The sequence below is a fragment of the Rhodococcus sp. P3_B8 genome (assembly GCF_056402775.1).
In genome coordinates this window covers 68,011-89,388 of record NZ_JBFUGT010000013.1, presented here as the reverse complement: position 1 = coordinate 89,388, position 21,378 = coordinate 68,011, and the positions used below count along the sequence as shown (strand labels likewise).

The 21,378-nt window shown below is 65.7% G+C and carries 16 protein-coding genes and 1 pseudogene; 10 read left to right on the top strand and 7 right to left on the bottom strand.

Features of this window, described 5'->3' with window-relative positions; all coding sequences use genetic code 11:
• Together AC1D1G_RS08365 and AC1D1G_RS08360 are read left to right on the top strand one after the other, a co-directional pair.
• On the top strand, window positions 1–824 hold an 824-nt coding region (locus tag AC1D1G_RS08365; protein WP_477951700.1), incomplete at its 5' end, for a class I SAM-dependent methyltransferase.
• 481 nt (window positions 825–1,305) lie between these two features.
• Window positions 1,306–2,702: pseudogene (locus tag AC1D1G_RS08360) on the top strand (diguanylate cyclase domain-containing protein).
• 508 nt (window positions 2,703–3,210) lie between these two features.
• Here AC1D1G_RS08360 and phoU read toward each other — a convergent pair.
• The 3 genes from phoU to AC1D1G_RS08345 form a co-directional block, all read right to left on the bottom strand.
• The gene (gene phoU, locus AC1D1G_RS08355; protein WP_477951699.1) at window positions 3,211–3,858 is read right to left on the bottom strand and encodes a phosphate signaling complex protein PhoU; all 648 of its coding nucleotides are present in this window, start codon (window positions 3,856–3,858) and stop codon (window positions 3,211–3,213) included.
• 5 nt (window positions 3,859–3,863) lie between these two features.
• Complete coding sequence (locus AC1D1G_RS08350) at window positions 3,864–4,109, bottom strand: DUF6308 family protein (RefSeq protein ID WP_477951698.1); 246 nt, start codon at window positions 4,107–4,109, stop codon at window positions 3,864–3,866.
• A gap of 304 nt (window positions 4,110–4,413) precedes the next feature.
• Complete coding sequence (locus tag AC1D1G_RS08345; RefSeq protein WP_477951697.1) at window positions 4,414–5,202, bottom strand: hypothetical protein; 789 nt, start codon at window positions 5,200–5,202, stop codon at window positions 4,414–4,416.
• Window positions 5,203–6,115: 913 nt separating this feature from the next.
• On the opposite strand from AC1D1G_RS08345, the gene AC1D1G_RS08340 reads away from it, so the two are divergent.
• Window positions 6,116–9,613, top strand: coding sequence for a serine/threonine-protein kinase (locus AC1D1G_RS08340; RefSeq protein WP_206016392.1), 3,498 nt, complete (start codon window positions 6,116–6,118; stop codon window positions 9,611–9,613).
• 195 nt (window positions 9,614–9,808) lie between these two features.
• On the opposite strand, the gene AC1D1G_RS08335 is transcribed toward AC1D1G_RS08340, so the two are convergent.
• Both AC1D1G_RS08335 and AC1D1G_RS08330 read right to left on the bottom strand, forming a co-directional pair.
• Window positions 9,809–11,236, bottom strand: a complete 1,428-nt coding sequence (locus AC1D1G_RS08335; protein ID WP_095869967.1) for an APC family permease — start codon at window positions 11,234–11,236, stop codon at window positions 9,809–9,811.
• A gap of 146 nt (window positions 11,237–11,382) precedes the next feature.
• A complete protein-coding gene (locus AC1D1G_RS08330; protein ID WP_167118259.1) occupies window positions 11,383–11,790 on the bottom strand; it encodes a hypothetical protein in 408 nt (135 codons plus the stop codon).
• Between the two features lie 405 nt (window positions 11,791–12,195).
• Between AC1D1G_RS08330 and AC1D1G_RS08325 the strand changes: the two genes are divergently transcribed.
• On the top strand, window positions 12,196–13,983 hold the full coding sequence (locus AC1D1G_RS08325) for a gamma-glutamyltransferase family protein (protein ID WP_095869965.1): 1,788 nt from the start codon (window positions 12,196–12,198) through the stop codon (window positions 13,981–13,983).
• A gap of 21 nt (window positions 13,984–14,004) precedes the next feature.
• On the opposite strand, the gene AC1D1G_RS08320 is transcribed toward AC1D1G_RS08325, so the two are convergent.
• Window positions 14,005–14,727 (bottom strand): GntR family transcriptional regulator, encoded by a 723-nt coding sequence (locus AC1D1G_RS08320; protein WP_095869964.1) that lies wholly within the window; start codon window positions 14,725–14,727, stop codon window positions 14,005–14,007.
• Between the two features lie 111 nt (window positions 14,728–14,838).
• Between AC1D1G_RS08320 and AC1D1G_RS08315 the strand changes: the two genes are divergently transcribed.
• Entirely contained in the window at window positions 14,839–15,735 is an 897-nt protein-coding gene (locus tag AC1D1G_RS08315) for a dihydrodipicolinate synthase family protein (RefSeq protein WP_477951696.1), read from the top strand.
• Here AC1D1G_RS08315 and AC1D1G_RS08310 read toward each other — a convergent pair.
• The gene (locus tag AC1D1G_RS08310; RefSeq protein WP_477951695.1) at window positions 15,623–16,330 is read right to left on the bottom strand and encodes a 3,4-dihydroxy-2-butanone-4-phosphate synthase; all 708 of its coding nucleotides are present in this window, start codon (window positions 16,328–16,330) and stop codon (window positions 15,623–15,625) included. The genes AC1D1G_RS08315 and AC1D1G_RS08310 overlap by 113 nt on opposite strands.
• A gap of 195 nt (window positions 16,331–16,525) precedes the next feature.
• On the opposite strand from AC1D1G_RS08310, the gene AC1D1G_RS08305 reads away from it, so the two are divergent.
• The 5 genes from AC1D1G_RS08305 (at window position 16,526) to AC1D1G_RS08285 (ending at window position 20,725) form a co-directional block, all read left to right on the top strand.
• Window positions 16,526–17,752: an acyl-CoA dehydrogenase family protein gene (locus AC1D1G_RS08305; RefSeq protein ID WP_167118252.1), complete on the top strand. Its 1,227-nt coding sequence runs from the start codon at window positions 16,526–16,528 to the stop codon at window positions 17,750–17,752.
• A gap of 75 nt (window positions 17,753–17,827) precedes the next feature.
• Entirely contained in the window at window positions 17,828–18,772 is a 945-nt protein-coding gene (locus tag AC1D1G_RS08300; RefSeq protein ID WP_167118250.1) for an alpha/beta hydrolase fold domain-containing protein, read from the top strand.
• Between the two features lie 4 nt (window positions 18,773–18,776).
• Window positions 18,777–19,427 (top strand): TetR family transcriptional regulator, encoded by a 651-nt coding sequence (locus AC1D1G_RS08295; protein WP_167118247.1) that lies wholly within the window; start codon window positions 18,777–18,779, stop codon window positions 19,425–19,427.
• 38 nt (window positions 19,428–19,465) lie between these two features.
• Window positions 19,466–19,957, top strand: a complete 492-nt coding sequence (locus tag AC1D1G_RS08290) for a flavin reductase family protein (protein ID WP_346842865.1) — start codon at window positions 19,466–19,468, stop codon at window positions 19,955–19,957.
• Between the two features lie 96 nt (window positions 19,958–20,053).
• Window positions 20,054–20,725: a YoaK family protein gene (locus AC1D1G_RS08285; protein WP_346842864.1), complete on the top strand. Its 672-nt coding sequence runs from the start codon at window positions 20,054–20,056 to the stop codon at window positions 20,723–20,725.
• Window positions 20,726–21,378 lie beyond the last annotated feature (653 nt).

Genomic DNA, 21,378 nt, shown 5'->3' with positions numbered 1-21,378 from the left:
ATACAGACACCGACCGCGCGCTCAAGGCCAAGCACCGGGCGTTGTGGGCCTCCGGCGACTACCCGACCGTCGCCGCCGAGCTGATCCCGACCCTCGGCGAGGTGCTCGTGGAGGCAGCCGATATCCGCTCCGGCCAGCGGGTGCTCGACGTGGCCGCCGGCAGCGGCAACGCCGCGATCCCGGCTGCCGCGCGCGGCGCCACCGTCGTCGCGTCGGACCTGACGCCGGAACTGTTCGTCGCCGGGCGAGCGATCGCCGCCCAGCGCGGCGTCGAGCTGGACTGGGTCGAGGCCGACGCAGAGGCGTTGGCGTTCGACGACGATAGCTTCGACGCCGTCATCACGGTCGTCGGAGCAATGTTCGCGCCGCACCATCCGCAGACCGCCGACGAGATGCTGCGAGTCTGCCGGCCCGGCGGCACCATCGCGATGATCAACTGGACACCGCAGGGCCTGATCGGCAACCTGTTCAAGACCATGGGACCCTACGCACCGCCCCCGCCGCGCGGTGCGACCCCGCCGCCGTTGTGGGGCGACGAGCAACACGTCCGCGACCTGTTCGGCGACCGGGTGACCGCGCTCGACGCGCACCGCCAGTCGCTCGTGATCGACCGCTTCGCAGACCCGACCGAGTTCCAGGAGTTCTGGAAACGCAAATATGGCCCGACGATCGCCGTGTACCGCCACAATGCCGCGGACCCGGATCGGATCGCGAACCTCGAGCGAGATTTCCTGCAGTTCCTCACCGCATGGAATCGGGCCGATGCGCCCGGTCGGACACTCTACGAGGCCGAGTACCTGCTCGTCACCGCACGCAAGCGGTAGCCCGCATTGGCCCTCGCTCACCGGCAGCGGGTCCCAGGATCGCGGAACTCACCGCCTTCGCTGCAGAGTTTGAGAATGGCGGCATGCGTACCACTGAGATGTCGCCGCCCGCGCCGGAGCGAATGCGGAAGACGCTGCGGGACTACGAGCATCGAGGCCTGTTGGAGGCGCCACCCCGGTCTTCGGCCGGGTATCGGTTCGCCTGTTGGGTTTGCCTCCTGATTCGACCTCTGTCTCGAATCTGCCGCGGACGTAGGCGGCGGTGCGGGAATCGACGGGCCCCGAACGCCGAACCCGAAAACGTAACTGAACCCGACCACCGGCACCGTCACGATGCAAGCGAGGGACGGTGCACCCGCGATCTGGACGCATCGCCCATCGACTGATCGGACCCGTCGGTGTTCACTCGACTCATCACAAGCAATGCGAAGGCTCGACCTGCAACGGTGTACAGCACATCGAGGCTGGGAGGACGGCCAGGATGAAACCGGAAACAGCGGAAGCCCGCATGTTGCTGTCGGCGATCGAGGAAGCCCAGAACATGGTCGCACTCGCCGACTACGACACCGGACGCCTGCGCTACCTCAACCCCGCCGGGATGCAGCTGATGGGACTGACCGACGAGGCCGCCGTCGCCGCCCGCTGGGCACCGGAATTCTTCACAGACGTCGGATTCGTCCAGGCCCCCGACATGGAATCAGCCCTGCTCGAACAGGGCCGATGGGAGGGCCGGTCGGAATTCCGGCACTTCCTGACCGGTGAACCAATCCCGGTCACCTTGTCCACCTACGTGATCGAGCGCACCGAGGACCAGCGCCCCGCGGTGATCGCCTGCATCGCCCAGGACCTGCGCACCGCCCAGGAGCACGAACAGCGCCTGCACACCGCGTTTGGAGGCAGCTGCGTACCGGGTCCGCGAACAGCACGCCCTCGCCGACCTGAGTCAGCTCGCCGTCGACGGCGACCTCGACCACGTCCTCGTGGCCGCGGCGGACGCAGCCGCCGCGTTGGTGGGGTCAACTGCGCCTCGGTGGCTCGGGCCGAGGAGCCGGGCGCGGTGTTGCGGGTGCTCGCCTATCGGGGTCAACCACCCGTCCCGGACACCTTCGCCCCCGGTACCGATTCCCAGCCCGGATACGCGGCCGCCACCGATCAGATCATCATCTGCCCCCACCGTTACGGCGAGCACCGGTTCTCCACCGAAGCCATGAATTCCCGGGGGCTACGGAGCGGGGTCTGCGTTCCCATCGGCGCCGAGACGGTGTGGGGTGTGCTCACCGCACACCGTGCCCGCCCCCGCGACTACTCCGACCGGGAGGTGATGTTCCTGCGCTCGGTGGCCGCCGTACTGGCGGCGGCGATCCGGCGCATCGAGGCAGAAGACGCGCTGCGGCATCTGAGCCTGCACGATTCATTGACCGGGCTACCGAACCGGGCCCTGGCGCATCAGCAAATCGACGCCGCACTCGCCGCAGCACGCGGAAGCGGGCGCATGGTTGCGGCGTTGCTGATCGATCTCGACGAGTTCAAGACCCTCAACGACCGGCTCGGCCACGCCGTCGGCGACGACGCCCTCATCCGGTTGGCCGAACAACTGCAATCGGTCATACGCCCCACCGACACCGTGGCCCGGATCGGTGGCGACGAATTCCTCATCGTCTGCCCGACACCACCACCACCGAGGCCATCACCCTCGCCACCCGCATCACCGAACTGCACATCGGAGCCGATACGGCCGGGCGCGAACTTCGGTTCACCGCCAGCGTCGGTGTCGCACTCGCCAGTCCGGAAGACACGCGGGAGACGTTGATCCGTCGCGCGGACGCCGCCATGTACGAAGCCAAAACCACCGGAAGCGGATACACCCTCGCCCCCTGACACGAACACCCGCACCCAAGCACACCACCACCGACATTCATTGTGCCGCATAATGTTCCTACCGAAGCACCAAGCACGCCACCCACGCCAGCCGAGCGCGCCGAACCTGACCTGCCCCCAACAGGATCCGGGGAGCGGGTGCTTGCGACCGGGCCTCGGCCGGCACGACACCTACGGTGCATCAGCGAGATGCGCGAGCACCCCAGATGCGAACGCGCCCAGAGGCCCACACCAGACCCCACCGCACCACATCCGGCTCAGCGACGAATACACCCCGCGCCCTGGCGGCCGCCCGCACCGCCGGCCCAGAAGCTCGACACCTCCGGTCCACGACCGCATCACCGACGCCCTCGACACCGAACAACCCGAATAGCAGGTTCAGTCGGAGATGCCGAACAGCGCCATCGATATGAAGAACCACACCACCAACGGCACGAACGCGCACACCAACGGGCAGGGCGAAGTCCACACTCGGATCGGCGACGATGCGGCCCGTGACGGCGACGACCTACGGGGTCATCTGTTCCCCGGTGACGAGGAAAATCACCCGGCGCCCGACCACGACGGCATGGTCACCGAAGCGCTCGTAGAAACGCCCCAACAACGTCACATCGACCGCGGCCGGGATGCTGCCGGTCCAGGCCGGATCCTCGATCAGAGTGAGCAGCCGTCGATGCAAGTCGTCGAGCTCATCGTCGCGTCTACCGATCTCGGCGGCCAGTTCGGGATCATGCGTGCGCAGAACCCGCTCGGCGAGGCCGGCCAACTCGGCCGCCACCCGCCCCATATCGGAGAGCAACTCCTCCGCCTCACCGGAAGCGACGTGCTCGGGATGACGCCGGCGGACACTTTCGGCCACATGCTGCACCAACCCACCCATCCGGCTCAGATCCGCCCCCAGGTGCACACCGGTGACCACCTGACGCAGATCACGCGCCACCGGGCCCTGCAACGCCAGCAACGCCATCGCCAGGTCCTCGCACGGACCGCGCAACTCCTCGATCTGTTCATTCAGGTCGAACACCCGCTCCGCCAGAGGCAGGTCCGCCAGCACCAGGGCCTCGGTCACCGCCCGGACCGCATCCCCGGCCAGCCGGCACATCGACGCCAGACGGTCCGTCAGCTCGTCGAGCTGCTCGTGAAACTTCATCCGCATAACCATCATCCTCGTGCACCTGCCGAAGACAACACACCGGGACGTGTCATCTTTCCCGGTCCGACGGCTCGCCCAGGCCGCGATTCTTCCCCGCCCATCCACGCGATCACACCGAACACCCGCAGTACCGAGTTCTCCTCCGGCAAACCCGTGGCGGCGCAGATCGACAGCAGCCAGTGATGCAACGCSCCGTCGTCGGCCCGCAGKGCCTCCCGGRCCGGGTTCAGATGTGCCCGCTCGGTGCCCAGCACCTGACTGACCACCGAAACCGAAGATCGGAAACAGCCGGGGACGTTTACGGGCAATCAACTTCGTCGCCTTCATCCCGACCACGTCCCGCAGGCCGCGGAGGGCGGTTTCCAGGTCCCAGGCAGGCCACCCAGGGGTCAGCGGATCCGGTTCATCGAACCAGGCACCGATCCGGGCCCACCGGCGCCAGAGGAGCGTTCGAGGCCTCCGCCTCGGCGTCCAGGATCACCCCGCACCGCCGTCGGGGGGACCTGCGATCTACGCCACGTCCGCGCCCGGTAGAGCGGCAGTCGACAAAGTGTCTCATTATTGTGTATTTCGTTGGTGCTGAGGAGCTCTCGTTTTCGGCTCCTGAACTAGCAGTAGCAACGCATCACGTCCTCGTCTCCGGCGTTGCTCGGGCATCGACAGCCACGAGCGATGATCCGGATCGGCCAACGCCTCGGCCAGGGCTCGGACTCTGCCGCGATCGCTTCCCCTCATCCGTGTCCGATCGGCCATGGGGTTCTCGATGGCGCCCGCCAACACCACGGCATCGTCGAGATGACGCCCCCGATCGCGGGGATCCTCGAGGTAGGCCGCGCCCTTGAGCACCAACGCCCCCAGGACGTCGGGCACACTCAACTTGGTTGACATGCTGTCGATCTCGATCAGGCAGTCCACCGTCTTACGCAACGCGGACGTGCCCGCAGGAACGGCGAACACCTCACGTCCAGACACMCTCGGCCGAAACCKSGGTGCCAGGTGATCGGCGACCATCACATCGACCTGCTCGACACCACCSGAACGTACGAAACGGTGCACCCGCCCCCTCACCGGCATCTGCAAYTCGTATCCGAKCTGCTCGAGCCGGGCGCGGACCCCGCCGAACGTCGCGGCACCGGTCTCGATATGCAGAATCATGTCRACATCGACGGTCGCCCGGGTCGGCGGCACMCCCGCGCGCACCGCATGAAGCTGAACCATCAACCCGCCGATCAACGTCCACTGCTCGGACGGAATCATCTGGGCGATCTCGGCGGCCTGCGGCCACGGCGGCCCCCACCCRCCGACCGGTGCCTGCACCGTCCACACCGGCCGCTCASCGGAWRTCATCGAGCAACTCCCCCAGCACCCGCGCCCCGGCGCTGCGCTCCCGGGTGTCGAGCGACTCCATCAAATCCACCGCWACAGTCGCCACCGGCAACGTCGTCGTYGTGAAAAACCGGTCCAGSSCAGTGACCACCCTCAACGTCACGTCCCCCTGACCGTCCGCCACCAAACCGAAGGTATCGATCACRCCGKCGAGKTCGTCGCCGACCACATACCCGTCCACAGCACCACCAGCCCTTCCCGACAAACCGAAYCGGCCCGCCACCCCCGGAACMTGGGTCAGCGCACTGACACCGGTGGCCGCCACGTACCCGCCGGTGACAAGAGTGTTCAGATCATCGCCCCATCCCCGCATCCGGTGCACSCGYGCGCGCCGGCGGGCAAGAAATGCCACCTCGGTCGCGCTCGCCCGGCGSAGCCGATGCCTCARACGACTCGCCTGCGAAGGAGAAATCCAATCCACCCCCACACCAGACAACATCGCCAAYGCCGCCCACGCGACATCCCCGTTCCACGGCCGGCCTCGATGGCGGTCCGTCTGCGCCACACGGTGCACCGACCCCGCATCCAACAGCAACGCCTTCCCCACCTCCCGCGTGACCACCAGCTCCCCCGCCCGCGCAAGGCGAGTGACCTGCCGGCCGGACACGCCCAGCTCGGCGGCCGCCGCCGACACCGACATCTCACCCATACATATATGGTCGCATTACAGACCATATGACGCAATATTCGCAGTGCAGTGGGTAGAGACCATAATCGGTCAGAGCTCGAGGGCACGGTCACCCCGAGACGGCCCGCCGCGTCGGCGGCGAACCCCGGATTGACACAACTACGGCCGACTACGCTTGAGATCACGTCGTCGTGAGGTGATGCATGGGTGACAGCTGCCGACACCAAGCAGCGGGATCGATAGGTGATGGCCGAAATTGATCCGCTGACAACGCAGCGCGACCCGACTCCCGGAATCGAGTCGGAGTTGGCCGGGGCCGGCTTCGAAGGCGCCCACGAAATCGGGCGCGGCGGCTTCGGCATCGTCTACCGCTGCCGGCAGCCGGTCCTCGACCGGACGGTCGCGATCAAGGTGCTCACCGCCGATCTCGATCCGGACAACCTCGAACGGTTCCTGCGCGAGCAGCGCGCCATGGGCGCGTTGTCAGGCCACCCGAACATAGTCAACATTCTGCAGGTCGGCACCACGCCGTCCGGGCGGCCGTACATCGTGATGCCGTATCATTCCCGCGATTCGCTGGAGGCCCGGATCCGCCGGTCCGGCCCGCTCGAATGGAGCGAGGCGCTCGGGATCGGCATCAAGGTGGCCGGCGCACTGGAGGCCGCACACCGGATCGGCACCCTGCACCGCGACGTCAAACCGGCGAACATTCTGATCACCGACTACGGCGAGCCACAGCTGACCGACTTCGGTATCGCGCGCATCGCCGGTGGCTTCGAGACCACCGCGGGCACGGTAACCGGGTCGCCGGCGTTCACCGCCCCGGAGGTGCTCGAGGGGCGCTCGGCCACCGCCGCATCGGACGTCTACGGACTGGGCGCGACGCTGTTCTGCGCGATCACCGGGCACGCGGCATTCGAACGCCGCAGCGGCGAGCAGGTGGTGGCCCAATTTCTGCGAATCACCACGCAACCGGTTCCGGACCTGCGGGGCGAGGGCATCCCCGAAGACGTGTCCGCCGGCATCGAAACCGCCATGGCCCGGAGTCCGGCCGATCGCCCCGCCGCCCCCGCCGAGTTCGGGGAGAACCTGCGCATGCTCCAGCAACGGCACGGCCTGATCGCCGACGACCTACCGCTGCCCCCCGACCCGACGGTCGCCCCCGACGACGAGCCCCCGGGCCGGTCCGCCTCGAGACGATCTACCTCGGGCCGGTACAGCGCCCAGCGGCGGTCCGGGGCCCGCGCCCCCACCCCACCGGCCCCGGAGACCCGGTTCCGCCCGCCGACACCGCCCCGGACGCTGGTGCACCGCGGCCGGTTGCTCGATCTGCTCCGGGCCGGGCAGCGGCGACGCCTGAGCGTCATCCACGCGCCGACCGGCTTCGGCAAGACCACGCTCGCCACCCAGTGGAGCGAGGTGCTGGCCGGGGAGGGGCTGGCCGTCGCCTGGCTGACCGTCGACCGCGACGACAACAATGTGGTCTGGTTCCTCGGACACCTGCTGGAGGCGATCCGGCGGGTGCGCCCCGCCCTGGCCGAGGACCTCAAGCAGGCGCTCGAACAGCACGGCGACGAGGCCGACCGATACGTGCTGACCGCGCTGATCAACGAGATCCACGCGGCCGGCGAACGCGTCGTGCTCGTCATCGACGATTGGCACCGCATCGGCGCCGCCGCGACCCTCGCGGCGATGGAATTCCTCCTCGACAACGCCTGCCACCACCTGCAGGTCGTCGTCACCACCCAGAGTCGCTTCGGCCTCCCCGTGAGCCGGATGCGGGTGCGCGACGACGTGGTCGAGATCGACTCCACCGACCTGCGTTTCGACCCCGCCGAAGCCCACGCCCTGCTCGTCGACCTGGGCGGCCTGCCGCTCGAGCAGGACGACGTCGACGAGCTGACCGCGACCACCGAGGGGTGGGCGGCGGGCCTGCAGCTGGCGTCGTTGTCGCTGCGCGACAGCGACGACCCCGCACAGCTCATCGAGTCACTGTCCGGACGGCACCGCGCCATCGGCGACTACCTCACCGAGAACGTGCTGAACACCCTGGATCCGGACATGCTCGACTTCCTGCTCGCGACCTCGGTGGCCGAACGACTCCACGGTGACCTGGCCGCCGCGCTCGCCCACGTCGACCACGGACAGATCATGCTCGAGCGGGCCGAGGAACAGGATCTGTTCCTGCGCGCGATCGATGACAACCGGGAATGGTTCCGCTACCACCCCCTGTTCGCCCAGTGCCTGCAGCAACGGCTCGAACGCGAGCACCCCGAGCGGATCACCGAACTGCACCGCGCCGCCTCGGAGTGGTTCGCCGATCGCAAGCTGATCAGCGAGGCTGTCGACCATGCCCTGGCCGCCGCTGACCAGGACCGGGCCGTGGAGCTGGTCGAACGCGATGGGACCTACCTGCTCGAGCACACCCAGATGTCCACCCTCCTCGGACTCGTCGCGAAACTCCCCCCGCGAATCGTGTTGTCCCGCCCACGATTGCAGCTCGCGGTGGCGTGGGCGAACATCCTGCTGCATCGTGCCGAGCCCACACAGAAAGCACTCGAACTGGTCGAGTCCACACTCGACGCCGAATCGGCCACCGCCGACGAGATCGCCGAGCTGCGAGCCGAGGCCGACGTGGTGAAAGCCGCGGTGGCATGTCGCGCCGACCGGGTGGAGGGCATCGACGAACTGGTCGCGGCCGCACTGGCGCGGCCGGACTCGTTCCGCCCCTTTGTCGTGTCCTCGGCCGCGGGCACAGCCACCTTCGCCGCGATCTACCGGTTCGATTTTGCCGAGGCGCTCCGACGGCAGCAGTGGGCCGCCCCCTACAACGCACGGAACATCGGTCCGAACGGGGCGATGACCGGCCACTGTCTTGTGGGAATCGTCGCCAACGAACGCCTCGACATCCACCAGGCCCAGGACAGCTTCCGAACTGCCCTGCGGATTGCCCGGCGATCGGGTGGGAGCCATTCCTTCTCCGCTCGGCTCGCCGGGTCGCTGCTCGGCGAACTGCTCTCCGAGCAGGGCAGGCTCGACGAGGCGGAACGACTGCTCGACGAGAGCTGCAAGCTCGGCGCCGGCAGCGGCATGGTCGATTTCAAACTCGCCCGCTACGCTGCCGGAGCCCGGATCAAGGCGCTGCGCGGCGACCGAACCACGGCGGCACACCGACTCGACGAGGGTGCCCGGGCAGCCGCGTCGTTGCACCTTCCGCGGCTGCGGGCCCGAATCGAAAACGAACGGATCAGGCTGGGTCTGCCCCCGACTGCCGGGCTCGAACCACCACCGCTGGCCGAGTACACGACGCGTCGGCGCCCGGTCGACGGCGTCGACGCGATCACCGCGCAGCTCGAGGAGGACACCGCCATCAGGCTGCTGGCCGCGGCAGACTCCCCCGCATCCACCCGAATCGCCTGCACCTGGGCGCAGGAATGGGTGACCATGCTCGACGGCTCGAGACGGCGGCGGGCCCTGCTGCAGGCCAAACGCCTGCTCATCGTCGCCCTGGCCGCGGCAGAGCGCACAACCGAGGCAAAGGGGCTACTCGCCGCGGTCACCACGCAGTGCGCCGAGCTCGGAATGACCCGGTACCTGCTCGACAGTCCGATCCGCGTCCGCGAACTCGTCGCGGACCTGCGCGACGACTCGCTCGCCGGGCGTTGCCTACCCGAATGGGCGCCCGTCCCAACGTCCTTCCTCACCGACATGCTGGCCACGAACACCACCGTCGACGTGGCGTGAGACGCACTGCCCGCGCCGCCTACGCCAAGCCCCACTCCCAACCGTGCCGTGATAGCCAATTCATTCTGATCACGCCCTTTGAGTGCGAGTCGGTTCCGATCGGTTCAGAGTCTGGTCGTGCGACTCTGCTCGAGACATCACAAAAAGCCTGGGATGGGTGGGCCGACGACCACCCTTCCCGGCTTTTGTGCTCGATCACTCCGTCAGGTGCTGTTCCAAGTCTCGACCCCGACCGCGTCGATAGATCACAGCTCCGTAGATTGCACCGAACACCGGAAGTAGAGGCATCAACGCGACGACGAGCGAGTCGCTTCCAGTCACTTCCTGGTAATGGGTGATGATGATCGCGCAGATACTCGTCAGCCCGATCCCGGCCAAGGTCGGGGCGAGGCGGGCGGACCAGGTTCCCTCGTTCACCAAGCCCTTGAACGACGCCGTGACGACGCTGATACAGCATCCGATCATCAACGCGGTCAACGAGAGCGACGTGATACCGGAAACCGCGGGGAAGAGATTGATGATCGGATCGGACTGGGCGATGACGAACGGTGCCAGAACGGCGATGGAGATCGCGATTTGGAAGAAGCCGCTGATGTAGGGGGTGCCGTATCGCCGATGAATGGTGGCGAAGCGGGACGGGAGTAGCCGCGACCGTCCCAGCGCGAACATGTATCGGGCCGCCATGTTGTGGAATGCGACTCCAGAGGCGAGGAAGCTGAATGCGACGATGATGCTCAGAGCCCCGCCTGCCCAACTACCGAGGTAGATGTCGGCGGTTCGGAAGATGAGGCTGCCCGGATCTTCGGCGGCAACGGCCTGGACATCGTCGAATGCCGCGACGATCGACCATGTCGATCCCATGAAAACCAGGACCAGGAGAACCAGCGCGCTGTAGGTCGCCACCTGGATACTTCGTCGCGCCGCTTTGGCTTCTTCACCGTAGATCGCGGTCGCCTCGAAGCCGGAGAACGACAGGATGCAGAACACCAGCGACAGGGCGATGTTGCCGTGGAACATCTGGTTCGGGCTGAAGACGTCTATGCTGAAGCCGCCTGAGCGCTGGATCAGGATGGCGATGCCCAACCAGATGATGATGGCGAACTGCGCGATTGAGATGACCGTGGTCACGGTCTTCGCGATGCCGACGCCGATGTAACCGAGGATGGCGGTAACGACCAGGGCGACCGCGCCGTAGAGATACCAGGGTAGGTGAATACCGGCATAGGTACTGACAGCAATGTCAGTGAAATACCCTGTTGCCGCGATCATCCCGCCGGCTGCGAGATTGTAGGCAATGGTTGCGACGAAGGCGGCTCCGGCGCCGGTGGCCTTCCCGAGTCCGAATCCGATGAAGGCGTAGTAGGCGCCCGCGTTGAAGACTCGTCGGCTCAGCACGACGTATCCGGCGGTGAAGATCGCCAGGAGGGCTCCGACGAGCAGGAGGAGCCCGACCATTCCGCTGCCGACACCGAAGGCCAGGCCGAGCGAGAGGTTCGAGGCCATTGCGGTCAGCGGTGCGGCGGCGGCCACAACCATGAAGACCATCCCGGGGATACCGATGGTGTTCCGTTTGAGATGAGCGGATACAGACTCTCCCGCTGCGAGTTCTTGTTGGGCGGTCATGGTTGTCTCCTACGATAGGAAGGGGGCGTGTCCGCGCCGAGAGGGACGCGCAGACCGGGAGGGCCCGAGTGTGGGGAATGCGCGAGGAGGATTGCGCCTAGCGGCCGAAGTCGGGGATCAGTCGAGACCCAATCTTGGTGTTCGACTCAGTGTTCGGTGCGGCCCGGGAAGATGAACTCACCGTGGTCGTTGTATGTCCACGGCAACTCCTCCCGACTTGGGGAGGGTTCGAGCAGCTCGATCACGTAGTGGGTGACCGTCTCGTCCTGAAGATTTCGAATCCGGTGGGGATTGAGGGGTTTGGAAGTACCGACGGTCTTGTACAGCACGAAGCCGGGCTCCGCGTTCTGCACGATCCCCCACTCGTCGTCCCCGAGTTCCTGCCCCTGAACCTTGCCGGCCTCCGGCCAGATCACGACGTGATCGTGGTGGTGCTGGTGAAAGTCGAACATCCCGCCGGGTGGAAGGGTCATGGTCCACACTCGAACCCGGTCGTTCTCGAAGATGAGGGTGTCGCCGGGAGTCGGCGGGATCGGATTGGGGTTCTCGGACATGCGTTCTCCTGTGAATCTTGTTGGTGTTGTGCCGATGCCCTCTGTAGATGCGGCGCTCAACGATCATGGGCCAACAGTCAGGTCGAGTATCGCCTGAAGTCGGACGATTGGATTCAAAACGACGTTTTTGGATCTCGTGTGCCGAAAGCATGCCACCGACATCGCGACTAGTCAATGGTGGGTTTACTCAGGTAAACGCACGTCAAATCAATGTTTCGGCTAAGTATCGCTGCCGTTTGCGCGGCCGACCAGCCGAGCGCACCGACATTTGCCCCGCAAGTGCCCGTTGCTTTGGTCAACGCGCTCCCTGTAGCTTTAGGATGCATCCCACACTGTTAGAACTGGATCCTATTTGTGGTGTTCGTTCTCAGCCGTGGCCAACATGCACCCTATGAGGGAGACTCAATGAGTTTCGTATCTCCGTCCGACTTCCGCACTCGTCCCGATCTGCGGGGCACCTTCGGTATGTGTGCCTCCACGCACTGGCTGGCAACCCAGACCGCGCAGTCGGTCCTCGAACGTGGGGGTAACGCCTTCGATGCCTCGACGGCGGCCGCCTTCGTGCTATACGTCGTCGAGCCGCACCTGAACGGGCCGGGTGGAGACCTGGTGGCCATCGTGGCCCCGGCCTCGGGGGAACCATCCGTTCTGGTCGGGCAGGGCCCCGCGCCGGCCGGCGCCACGATCGACCATTTCCGCGCCGAGGGACTGGACATGGTTCCGGCTGCAGGGGCGCTGGCTGCCGCGGTACCTGGCGCTGTGGACGCATGGCTGCTGCTCCTGCGCGACTACGGCACGTGGGAGCTCGCGGATGTGCTCGCGTATGCGATCGACTATGCCGGCAACGGACATCCCCTTTCCGAGCGCGTCGGTGCTGTGATCGGGACGGTGGCAGAGATGTTCGCCGAGTATTGGCCCACCTCGGCGGCGTTGTGGATGCCCCAGGGCGTGCCACCGGTCGCCGACGTGATGTTCCGCAATCCGGCGTTCGCGAACACACTCGACCGGCTCGTTTCGGATAGTCGGCACGCACCGACTCGGGATACGCGTATCGAGGCTGCTCGCACAATCTGGAAGAGCGGATTCGTCGCCGAGGGAATCGAATCGTTTGCCCGCCATCCGCACCGGCATTCGTCCGAATCGGATCATGCCGGGGTCGTTACGGCTGGGGATATGGCGTCGTTCAGTGCCCACTACGAAGCTCCGGTCGCCTTCGAGTTCCGAGGACACACCGTCCTGAAGGGCTCGTCGTGGGGTCAGGGTCCGGTGCTGCTGCAGGCACTCGCCATTCTCGACGGCTTTCCCGACGAGCAGATCGATCCTTCCACCGCGGTCGGTGCACACCACGTACTGGAGTCGCTCAAACTCGCGATGGCCGACCGTGACGCGTACTACGGGGAGAATCTGTCGTCCGAACAGCTGGAACTTCTACTCTCTCCCGAGTACGCATCGGTGCGCCGGAAGGAGATTGGCGAGAGAGCATCCCAGGAGTTCCGTCCCGGGGCGTGCGGCCTCGACCCGTTCTTTCCGCCACTCGTCGAAGATACCGACGCTCCGCGCGGGGGGTCCTCCGGGGAGCCCACCGTGTCGGTGACCGGTGAAACCCGCGGTGACACGTGCCACCTCGATATCATCGATCGTTGGGGGAATGCGGTGTCCGCCACACCCTCCGGTGGGTGGCTCCAGTCCTCACCGACGATCCCTGAACTCGGATTTGCGTTGGGTACCCGGCTCCAGATGACCTGGCTCGACCCAGCGAGTCCGTCCGCGCTGCGGCCGGGTCACCGGCCGCGGACCACCTTGACCCCGACGATGCTTCTCCGTGGGACGGAGGTCGTCGCCGCCCTCGGCACCCCGGGCGGCGATCAGCAAGATCAGTGGCAGCTGTCCTACTTGCTGCGCACACTGGTCGGCGGGTACACGCCGCAACAGGCAATCGACGCCCCCACATTCCACACGACCTCGATGCCGAGCTCGTTCTGGCCACGCCGATGGACCCCCGGTGGCGCGGTCGTCGAGGACCGCCTCGGCGTGGACGTCATCACCGGGCTCCGAGAGCGCGGGCACCGGATCACCGTAGCCGGAGGTTGGAGCCTCGGCAGGCTCAGCACGGTCACCAGGAACCCTGCCACGGGTGTGCTGGGGGCCGCAGCCAACGCCCGGGGTGCCCAGGGTTATGCCGCGGGTCGCTAACACGGCGGCGCGGAACGTACGTCAGGGCGCGAACGACTGATGCGACCGTTTGATGATCAGCTCCCGAGCCCGGCGTGAGTGCTCGATCATCAGGTCCCGGGCGAGGTTGCCGTCGCGTCGGTCGATCGCATCAGCGATCGCCGCATGCGCGGCCGCGTTCTCTTCCAGAAGCCGTGGATCCGCGTCCAGTGCTGTCCACGTCAGATTGCGGGGAATACGGTGATGGAGCGAATCGACGGTCGCGCGCAATTGATCGTTACCGGAGGCTGCGAGGACGGTGTCGTGGAAGGCATTGTTGGCGTGAACCCAGCCGGCCCGCAGTTCCTCCGGGTCGGCTTCGCCCGTCAGCGCCTGCTCCACCACCCCTCGGAAAGATTCGACCGCATCGAACAGCTCCCGTAGTTGCGTGTAGGTGATCTGCCGGGCGGCCTCGTGGGCGGCGTGCCCCTCGAGTACCGCCCGCACCTCGAACACTTCGAGGAGCTCACGCATTGACGGCAGCTTCGGTCGTGCACCGCGGTTCGGGACGATCTCGACCACCCCGAGTGCCTGTAGTTGTGCAAGGGCCTCACGGATGGGCATCCGGCTGACCCCCAGTTCCTGGGCGAGTGGCTCCTGCCTGATCCACGTTCCGAAACTGTAGGTGCCGCGACTGATGCGGTCCTGGATGGTCTCGACGAGCTGCTGAACCAGAGGAGAAGTCGCTGCGCCTTCGTCGGGGACGCCGACGACCGGTTCTGCCATGCCTGATCCCTCCGCCCTTGAATCCGTTTTTGGATCCCTTGTCACTCTAATGGGATCGCGGGTGACCGAATGCCCGGTCCATCCTGAGTGAGTCACGAAAGGTTACGAATCATGTCGAGGATGCCTGTGTGGGCCATGGTGGCCACCCCATTCGGTGCGAATGCAGAGCGGATCTGCGAGCCGTCGCTGCGCGCGCTTACCCGGGAGATGCTGTCTCGAGGCTGCTCGGGCCTCATCGCGCTAGGGGTCATCGCCGAACCCGACTCGCTCTCGTTGGCGGAGAAGTCACGGGCATTGGCGGTCATCCTGGACAGCGCAGGGCCCGCACCCGTCGTCGCTGCGTCCACGAATCGGAACCCGGACGAGGCCGCGAATGAGCTCGGTGTGTTCGCCGCTCAATTCAGTGGCCGCCTGCATGCGGTGATGGTTCCGGTCCTGTCGCCCGACCCGGTAGCGGTGCGCCGCGCTCTGGTCGCCACGCATTCGATCACACAGCTGCCGGTGCTGCTGCAGGATCTTCCCGCTGCCACCGGGGTCACGATCGCGATCGATCACCTGCAGGAGGCGGTGACCGGGCTGGATTTCCTGTATGGAATCAAGTGCGAGTGCCCACCAACTTTCTGGCGGATCCGCCAGTTGCGAGAGGTCACGGAGGCGCATCTGATGACGGGTTTCGGGGGCCTCGGTCTGGTCGACGATGTGCTGGCTGGTGCCGACACCGTCGCGGCAGGAATCACGGTGCCGGAAGTCCTTGTCGACGCGGTCGACCTGTTGGCTGCGGGCGAGGTCGGTGGCGCGAGGGAGGTGATCGGGCGTTCCGCGGGCTTGATCAACTTCGAAACTCAGGCGCGCACCAGCATTGCTATCCGGAAGGAACATTGGCGCCGCCAGGGCGTCATCGCCCACTCGACGGTCCGGCCGCCGTCGTTGCCCTATCTTGTCGAGTTCGACGAGCACAGTCGAGGGCATGGGTTCGTTCTCCCATGCGCGGGTATCCAGCAGCCGTAGGGGCGGTGCGTCCCGCTATCGTGGTCCGCCACTGGTACACCTCGGACACGGTCAGCCAGGCCAAGTGGTGGTGATCGGCGAAGTCGACGGCCTCGGCGCGATCGGCCATGCGCCGGTCGTCGACAGTGCTGACGAGTGTGGCCATGACCGCGGCAGGCGTCTGATCGGCTGCACGGGTGAGTTCCAGTGCCGCCTCGGCGCGGTGTGGTCGTTCCAGTAGGCCACCGGTCGCGGTGCGAATCGGCACGGTGTGACCCGGACGGGTGAACCACTCTCGCTGCGAGGTCGGGTCCGCGAGCGCCCGCGATGTCACGGCCCGGTCGTGGGCGGAGATGCCGGTGCCGACGCCGTCGATGGCATCCACAGATACCGCGTAGTCGACACCGGTGGTGGCGTAGTGCATCGGGGGAAGACCCAAGCGATCACATGCGGCCGACGGCAGAGCGATGGTCACGAATCCCGAGGAGTGCCGGACGAGAAAATCCATTGTGGTGGTCGACACCAACGCGGCACTGCACACGAGTTCGGCTTCCACCGCGTCGGCTCGGTCGGTGCAGACGAGAACGATTGGGGCGCCCGCGGCGAGCGCTCGCACCGCGGCTTCGATGCGGTGGGTTACCGCTGTCGGAACGGGTCCGTTCCCGCCCGAGCGAAGACTTGGAAGCATATTTTTCAGCCAGAACACTGGAATGCGAATACTCATTCCACTATGGTAGCTGTCATACCTCCAAACGGCACCGCGTTTTCCGCAACGACCGTACGAAGAGGACACCAACCACAGGAGTTCACGATGCCCACCACCGCACCCCCCGTCGCCGGTGCACTGCCCACCAGCCGTGACGAGGTCGTCCGGCGAGCGAAGGAATTGCGTCCAATCCTCGCAGAGGCTGGACCGTCGATCGACGCCGCAGGATCCGATCCCACCGACAACATGCGCCTGCTCGGCGAGGCCGGTCTGCACGCCCTCAACGTCCCAGCCGCACTCGGCGGACTGTGGGACGGACCGTCATTCGGGGGCTGGCGACACACCATCGAGACCCTCGCGGAAATCTCTGCCGGCGACGGCTCGACGGGCCAGTGTTGGCTCAGCGGCGCGTTGGTCGCTCGCGAAATTTTCGACGCACCGGAGTTGCCGTCGGAGACGCGCGAGCAGCTGGCCGACGAGGTACTCCATCGCGGGCGTCGATTCGTGGCCTCGAACGCGGAAACGGGCGGAAACGGACGCGTAGTCGGGCGGAAGGTTCCCGGCGGCATCGTCGTCGACGGCACGAAGACCTTCAACACCAACAGCGGCGGCGGCGGCCAGGACATCACCAGCGTCAGTTTCGCACTCCTCGGCGACGACGAGCAGCTCGAATCGAGCACCCGCCACCACGCGCTGATCCGGCTCGACAATCCCGCACTGACACTGCACCACGACTGGGACAACATGGGCCAGCGCGGAACGTACAGTCAGACCATTGACTACCGCGAGGTCTTCGTACCCGATGGGTGGCACTTTCCGGCCCACGCAGCCGATCCCTACTTCTTCTGCGCTGCAATGCTTTTGCACGCCGGACTACTGCAAGGCATCGGGGAGGGCGCATATGACGCAGCGATCGCCTACCTGCAGAAGCTCAACCGCCCCAGCATGCCGAAGTTCGGAACGGCTACCAATGATCCGCTGATGCACCGGCAACTCGGCGAGATGTCGAGCGAGCTCGCTGCCTCGCGTGCACTGATGGTCACCGTCGCCGAGCAGCTCGAGTCCCCCGCCCGGGATGCCGAGCCCGCCGAGATGGCTATTCGCGGATTCCGCGCCAAGGTCGCCAGCACCCGGGCAGGTCTCGAGGTTTCCTCCCGCATTCACGACCTGACCGGCGCACGCAGTACTTCGAACACGTACCGCCTCGATCGATTCTGGCGCAACGCACGCACCTTCGGCAGTCATGACTCGATCGATGCGAAGAACGCATTCATCGGCGCGTTCGATCTCGCCGGCGCACTGCCGGCGATTCCCGAGTACATCCGCATCTAACCGATCTGCCCGGACCCCTCTCGGCTCGAGCATCGCCTGAAGCCTGCTCGACGAGGACCAACACAGGAGGACAGTATGAGTGCAGAATCAGCACCATCGACTGCGCAGCACATCACGGATCTGGTAACCCATGTGGATTACCGTCAGTTCGCTCCGCCTGCGCTGGTCGAACCTCGCGCGTGTGAAGTCCTGCCGGGGGCCGTGAGTTACCTCGACCTGCCCTTCGCCTCGGATGCCGGCTGGCGACCGCTGCGCCTCGACCTGCACGTGCCCAAGAGAACCGAGGCGGCCCCCGTCGTGGTCTACGCGCATGCGGGCAGCTTCCTCGCCGGTATCAAGGAAATGGGCCCCTGGCACTCACTTCCCGGGCAGGGCATCGCGGTGGCGTCCGTCGAGTACCGGCTGTCAGGGGAGGTGCAGTTTCCCGAGCCGATCGAAGATGTCCGCGCCGCGATTCGCTGGGTTCGCGTGCACGGTGACCGATTCAACCTCGATGCCAGCAGAGTCGCCGGATGGGGTAGTTCTGCAGGTGCCTATCTGATGTTGATGGCCGCGCTCGACGGACCGAGCCCGGGGGGTCGCCCCCTCGGCGAGCACCTCGACGAGTCGGCGCAACTCTCGGCGGTGGTCGATCACTACGGAGTCACCGACCTCGCTGAACTGCGCGCCGATGCCCATATGGACCCAGCCGTCAGCATCGACGATTTCGACGAGGTGATCCGCCGATTCCTCGGCGATGCCCACCGATGCAATGTCGCAGCATCCTCGGTACCGAGCCTCGTCCGGCAAGGGGCGCGGCTTCCTCCGCTGTTGATCATGCACGGTGACGATGATCGGCGAGTCGGGATCGGACAGAGCCGGCGGCTCCACGAGGCCGTCGCCGTCTCGGGTGGACATTCGGAGATGGTGGTGGTGCCCGAGGCCGACCACGGTGACGCTGTGTTCGCACAGGATCCGCTGGTCTCGGATGTCGTTCGATTCCTCGAGCGAGTGTGGGCTGGCACCGAGACGGGAGAATGAACGGATGACCTCGATACCTACGTCCGAACGCACCGCCCCTAAGCAGAAGCGCAGCGTGCGCTCGGAACAGCAAATCCTTGCGGCGGCGGTTGCCCTGCTTACCAGTGAGGGATTCTCCGAATTCACCATGTCGTCGGTGTCCGACGAATCGGGGGTGTCGATTGGCGGTGTCTATCGGCGCTTTCCGAATCGCGAGGCACTTCTCCGGCAGGTCAAGGAAGAGGTGATGACCGACTTGGAGGCCGTGGTCGAAGAGCGTCTCGCTGCCGAACCCAACAAGCTCACCAAGGTTCTCGACACCTTCACCGAGGTCTTGTCCACCGAATACTTCGCCCGCAGCCGGCTGTTTGCCTTCATCTTCGTCCACAGCGCCGATGACAGCGCCATGCGGCGGCGTGGGTTCGACTTCCACACCCGGATGAAGCAGATGCTGTTGGAAGCGGTGCGACGATGCGGCGAGGTATCCGGTGATGACCTCGATGCGGCCGTCGATATCGCCTACGAGGTCATCATGCAAAGCCTGCTGATGCGAGTCACAACGGCCGGCAGTGTCGCGGCCGACGAACCCACCTATGCCGGTCGACCCGATTCCGGCACCTATGCCACCGAACTGGCGCGCGTAGCGCGCCTTTATCTCATCGAGCGCTGCGGCTGACCTCTCGCACGCCGCGCTCCCCCATCAGGAGAATGCAAGTGACTACCCAACACGTACTCGATCATGCGGGCCTGCGGGCGCTGTATGGATCCTTTCCGACCGGTGTCGCAGCGGTCGGCGCTCACGTCCAAGGAACACCAATCGGCATGGCGGCGAGCTCATTCACCTCCGTGTCGTTCGATCCCCCGCTGGTTTCTGTTGCCGTCCAGAACACCTCCCGTACCTGGCAGGTCCTGCGCACGGCGCCTCGAATCGGGATCACCATCCTGGCTCGGCACCAAGCCGCGACTTGCCGACAGCTCTCACTGCGCGAGGGCGATCGCTTCGCGGAAGTGCCCTGGTCGCGCACCACGCAGGGGGCATTGCACATCGCCGGTGGAATCTCCACTCTCGACTGCTCACTGCACGCCGAGGTCGACGCCGGCGACCACGCCATCGCCTTGTTCGCCGTGCACGATTTCGCTCTTGCCCCGATAACAGATCCGCTCGTCTTCCACGCAAGCTCATTCAAACAACTCGCCGCGTCCTGACCGACCAGGTCTCGATCAGCCGCCCTCTCCAGCTCTTCTTCCTTCAGAAAGTCCGCCATGTCTGTAAGTACATCCGCGTCGAAACCGACTGCGCCCGTGAGATCGTCACCGGAATCGACGACGCTGCCCCTCATGATCGTCCTGACGTTCGTCACCGGTGTCGTCGACTCCGTCGGCTACCTCGGGCTGGACCGTGTCTTCGTCGGCAACATGACCGGTAACATCGTCATCCTCGGGATGGGCTTGGCCGGTGCCGACGAACTGCCGGTGCTCGGCCCCGCGATCGCCCTCGTCGCCTTCACCGCGGCCGCATTCGTCGCAGGCTTGGTGTTGCGCACGCAGCCCTCCGGCTGGACGAGTCGGGTGAGCATGTGCCTGACGGTGGGGTCTGCGGCGCTGACGGGATGCACGGTTGCGATCTTCGTGATCGACACTTCTGCCAACACCGCTGGGCAACTGATCATCGCGGCCGCGACCGCGGCCACGATGGGGACACAGGCTGCAGTCGCCCGTAAGGTGGGGGTGAAAGACATGACGACCGTCGTGGTGACTTCCACACTGACCTCACTCGCGAGCGAGTCCTGGATGTCGGGTGGAGGGTCGGCACTGTGGAATCGCCGGATCGGTGCCATCTTCGCAATCCTGGTTGGCGCGGTAGTCGGTGCGATTATATTGCGGCACAGTCATCTCGGCGTGGCAATGGCCCTCGCCGCTGCCCTCACAGTCGCGGTCACGGTGATCGGACACGTCCGCACCGACCGCCGCTGACCCTGCCCGGGGCCGAGGGCGTCTCCCCCACGTCTGCTCGACGGGGATGCACGATTGGCCCGCCATCAATCACTCGAGCCTGATCGGCGGGGCCACTACCGTTGAGGCCCTGTCATTTCGGTGAACAGTTGCCGGGCGCGGTACGGCACCAACTGGAGCATCGAGATGCCGGCGATCGTGCGCTCCATCCCGTCGATCTCCAGGATTAGCGCGACGGTTCGATACAAATCGTCGGCTGGTCGCCGCCACCCGGGCGACCAGATCTACTTCCCCTGAAACAGTTATCATCTCCACTACCTTCATTATGCCACTACGCATTTCGGATAGACGACTCAGTTGCTGTCGGCCTACTCGGATGGTCCACGAAGACCAGCAACGGATACCCAAGGCTCCGCGGCGGGATTCGTTGATCGAAACCTCGGAGCATGTCGGGCCTGCCCCCACGGGTTTATTCGGGACTGCACAGTATTTCGAGACACTTCCATTCGATGCGCAAGATCCACGCCGCTAGCTCTCGGATTGTCACACAGGTCGCCGAGCAAGGTGGATGTCGGCGTGGTCGAAATATGGCATAGCGCGCATCTTGACGCATCCCCTTCAATACAGTCTGGGCATATTGCTCAATATGAAGATTGCGCCTTGTGCATCTTGCT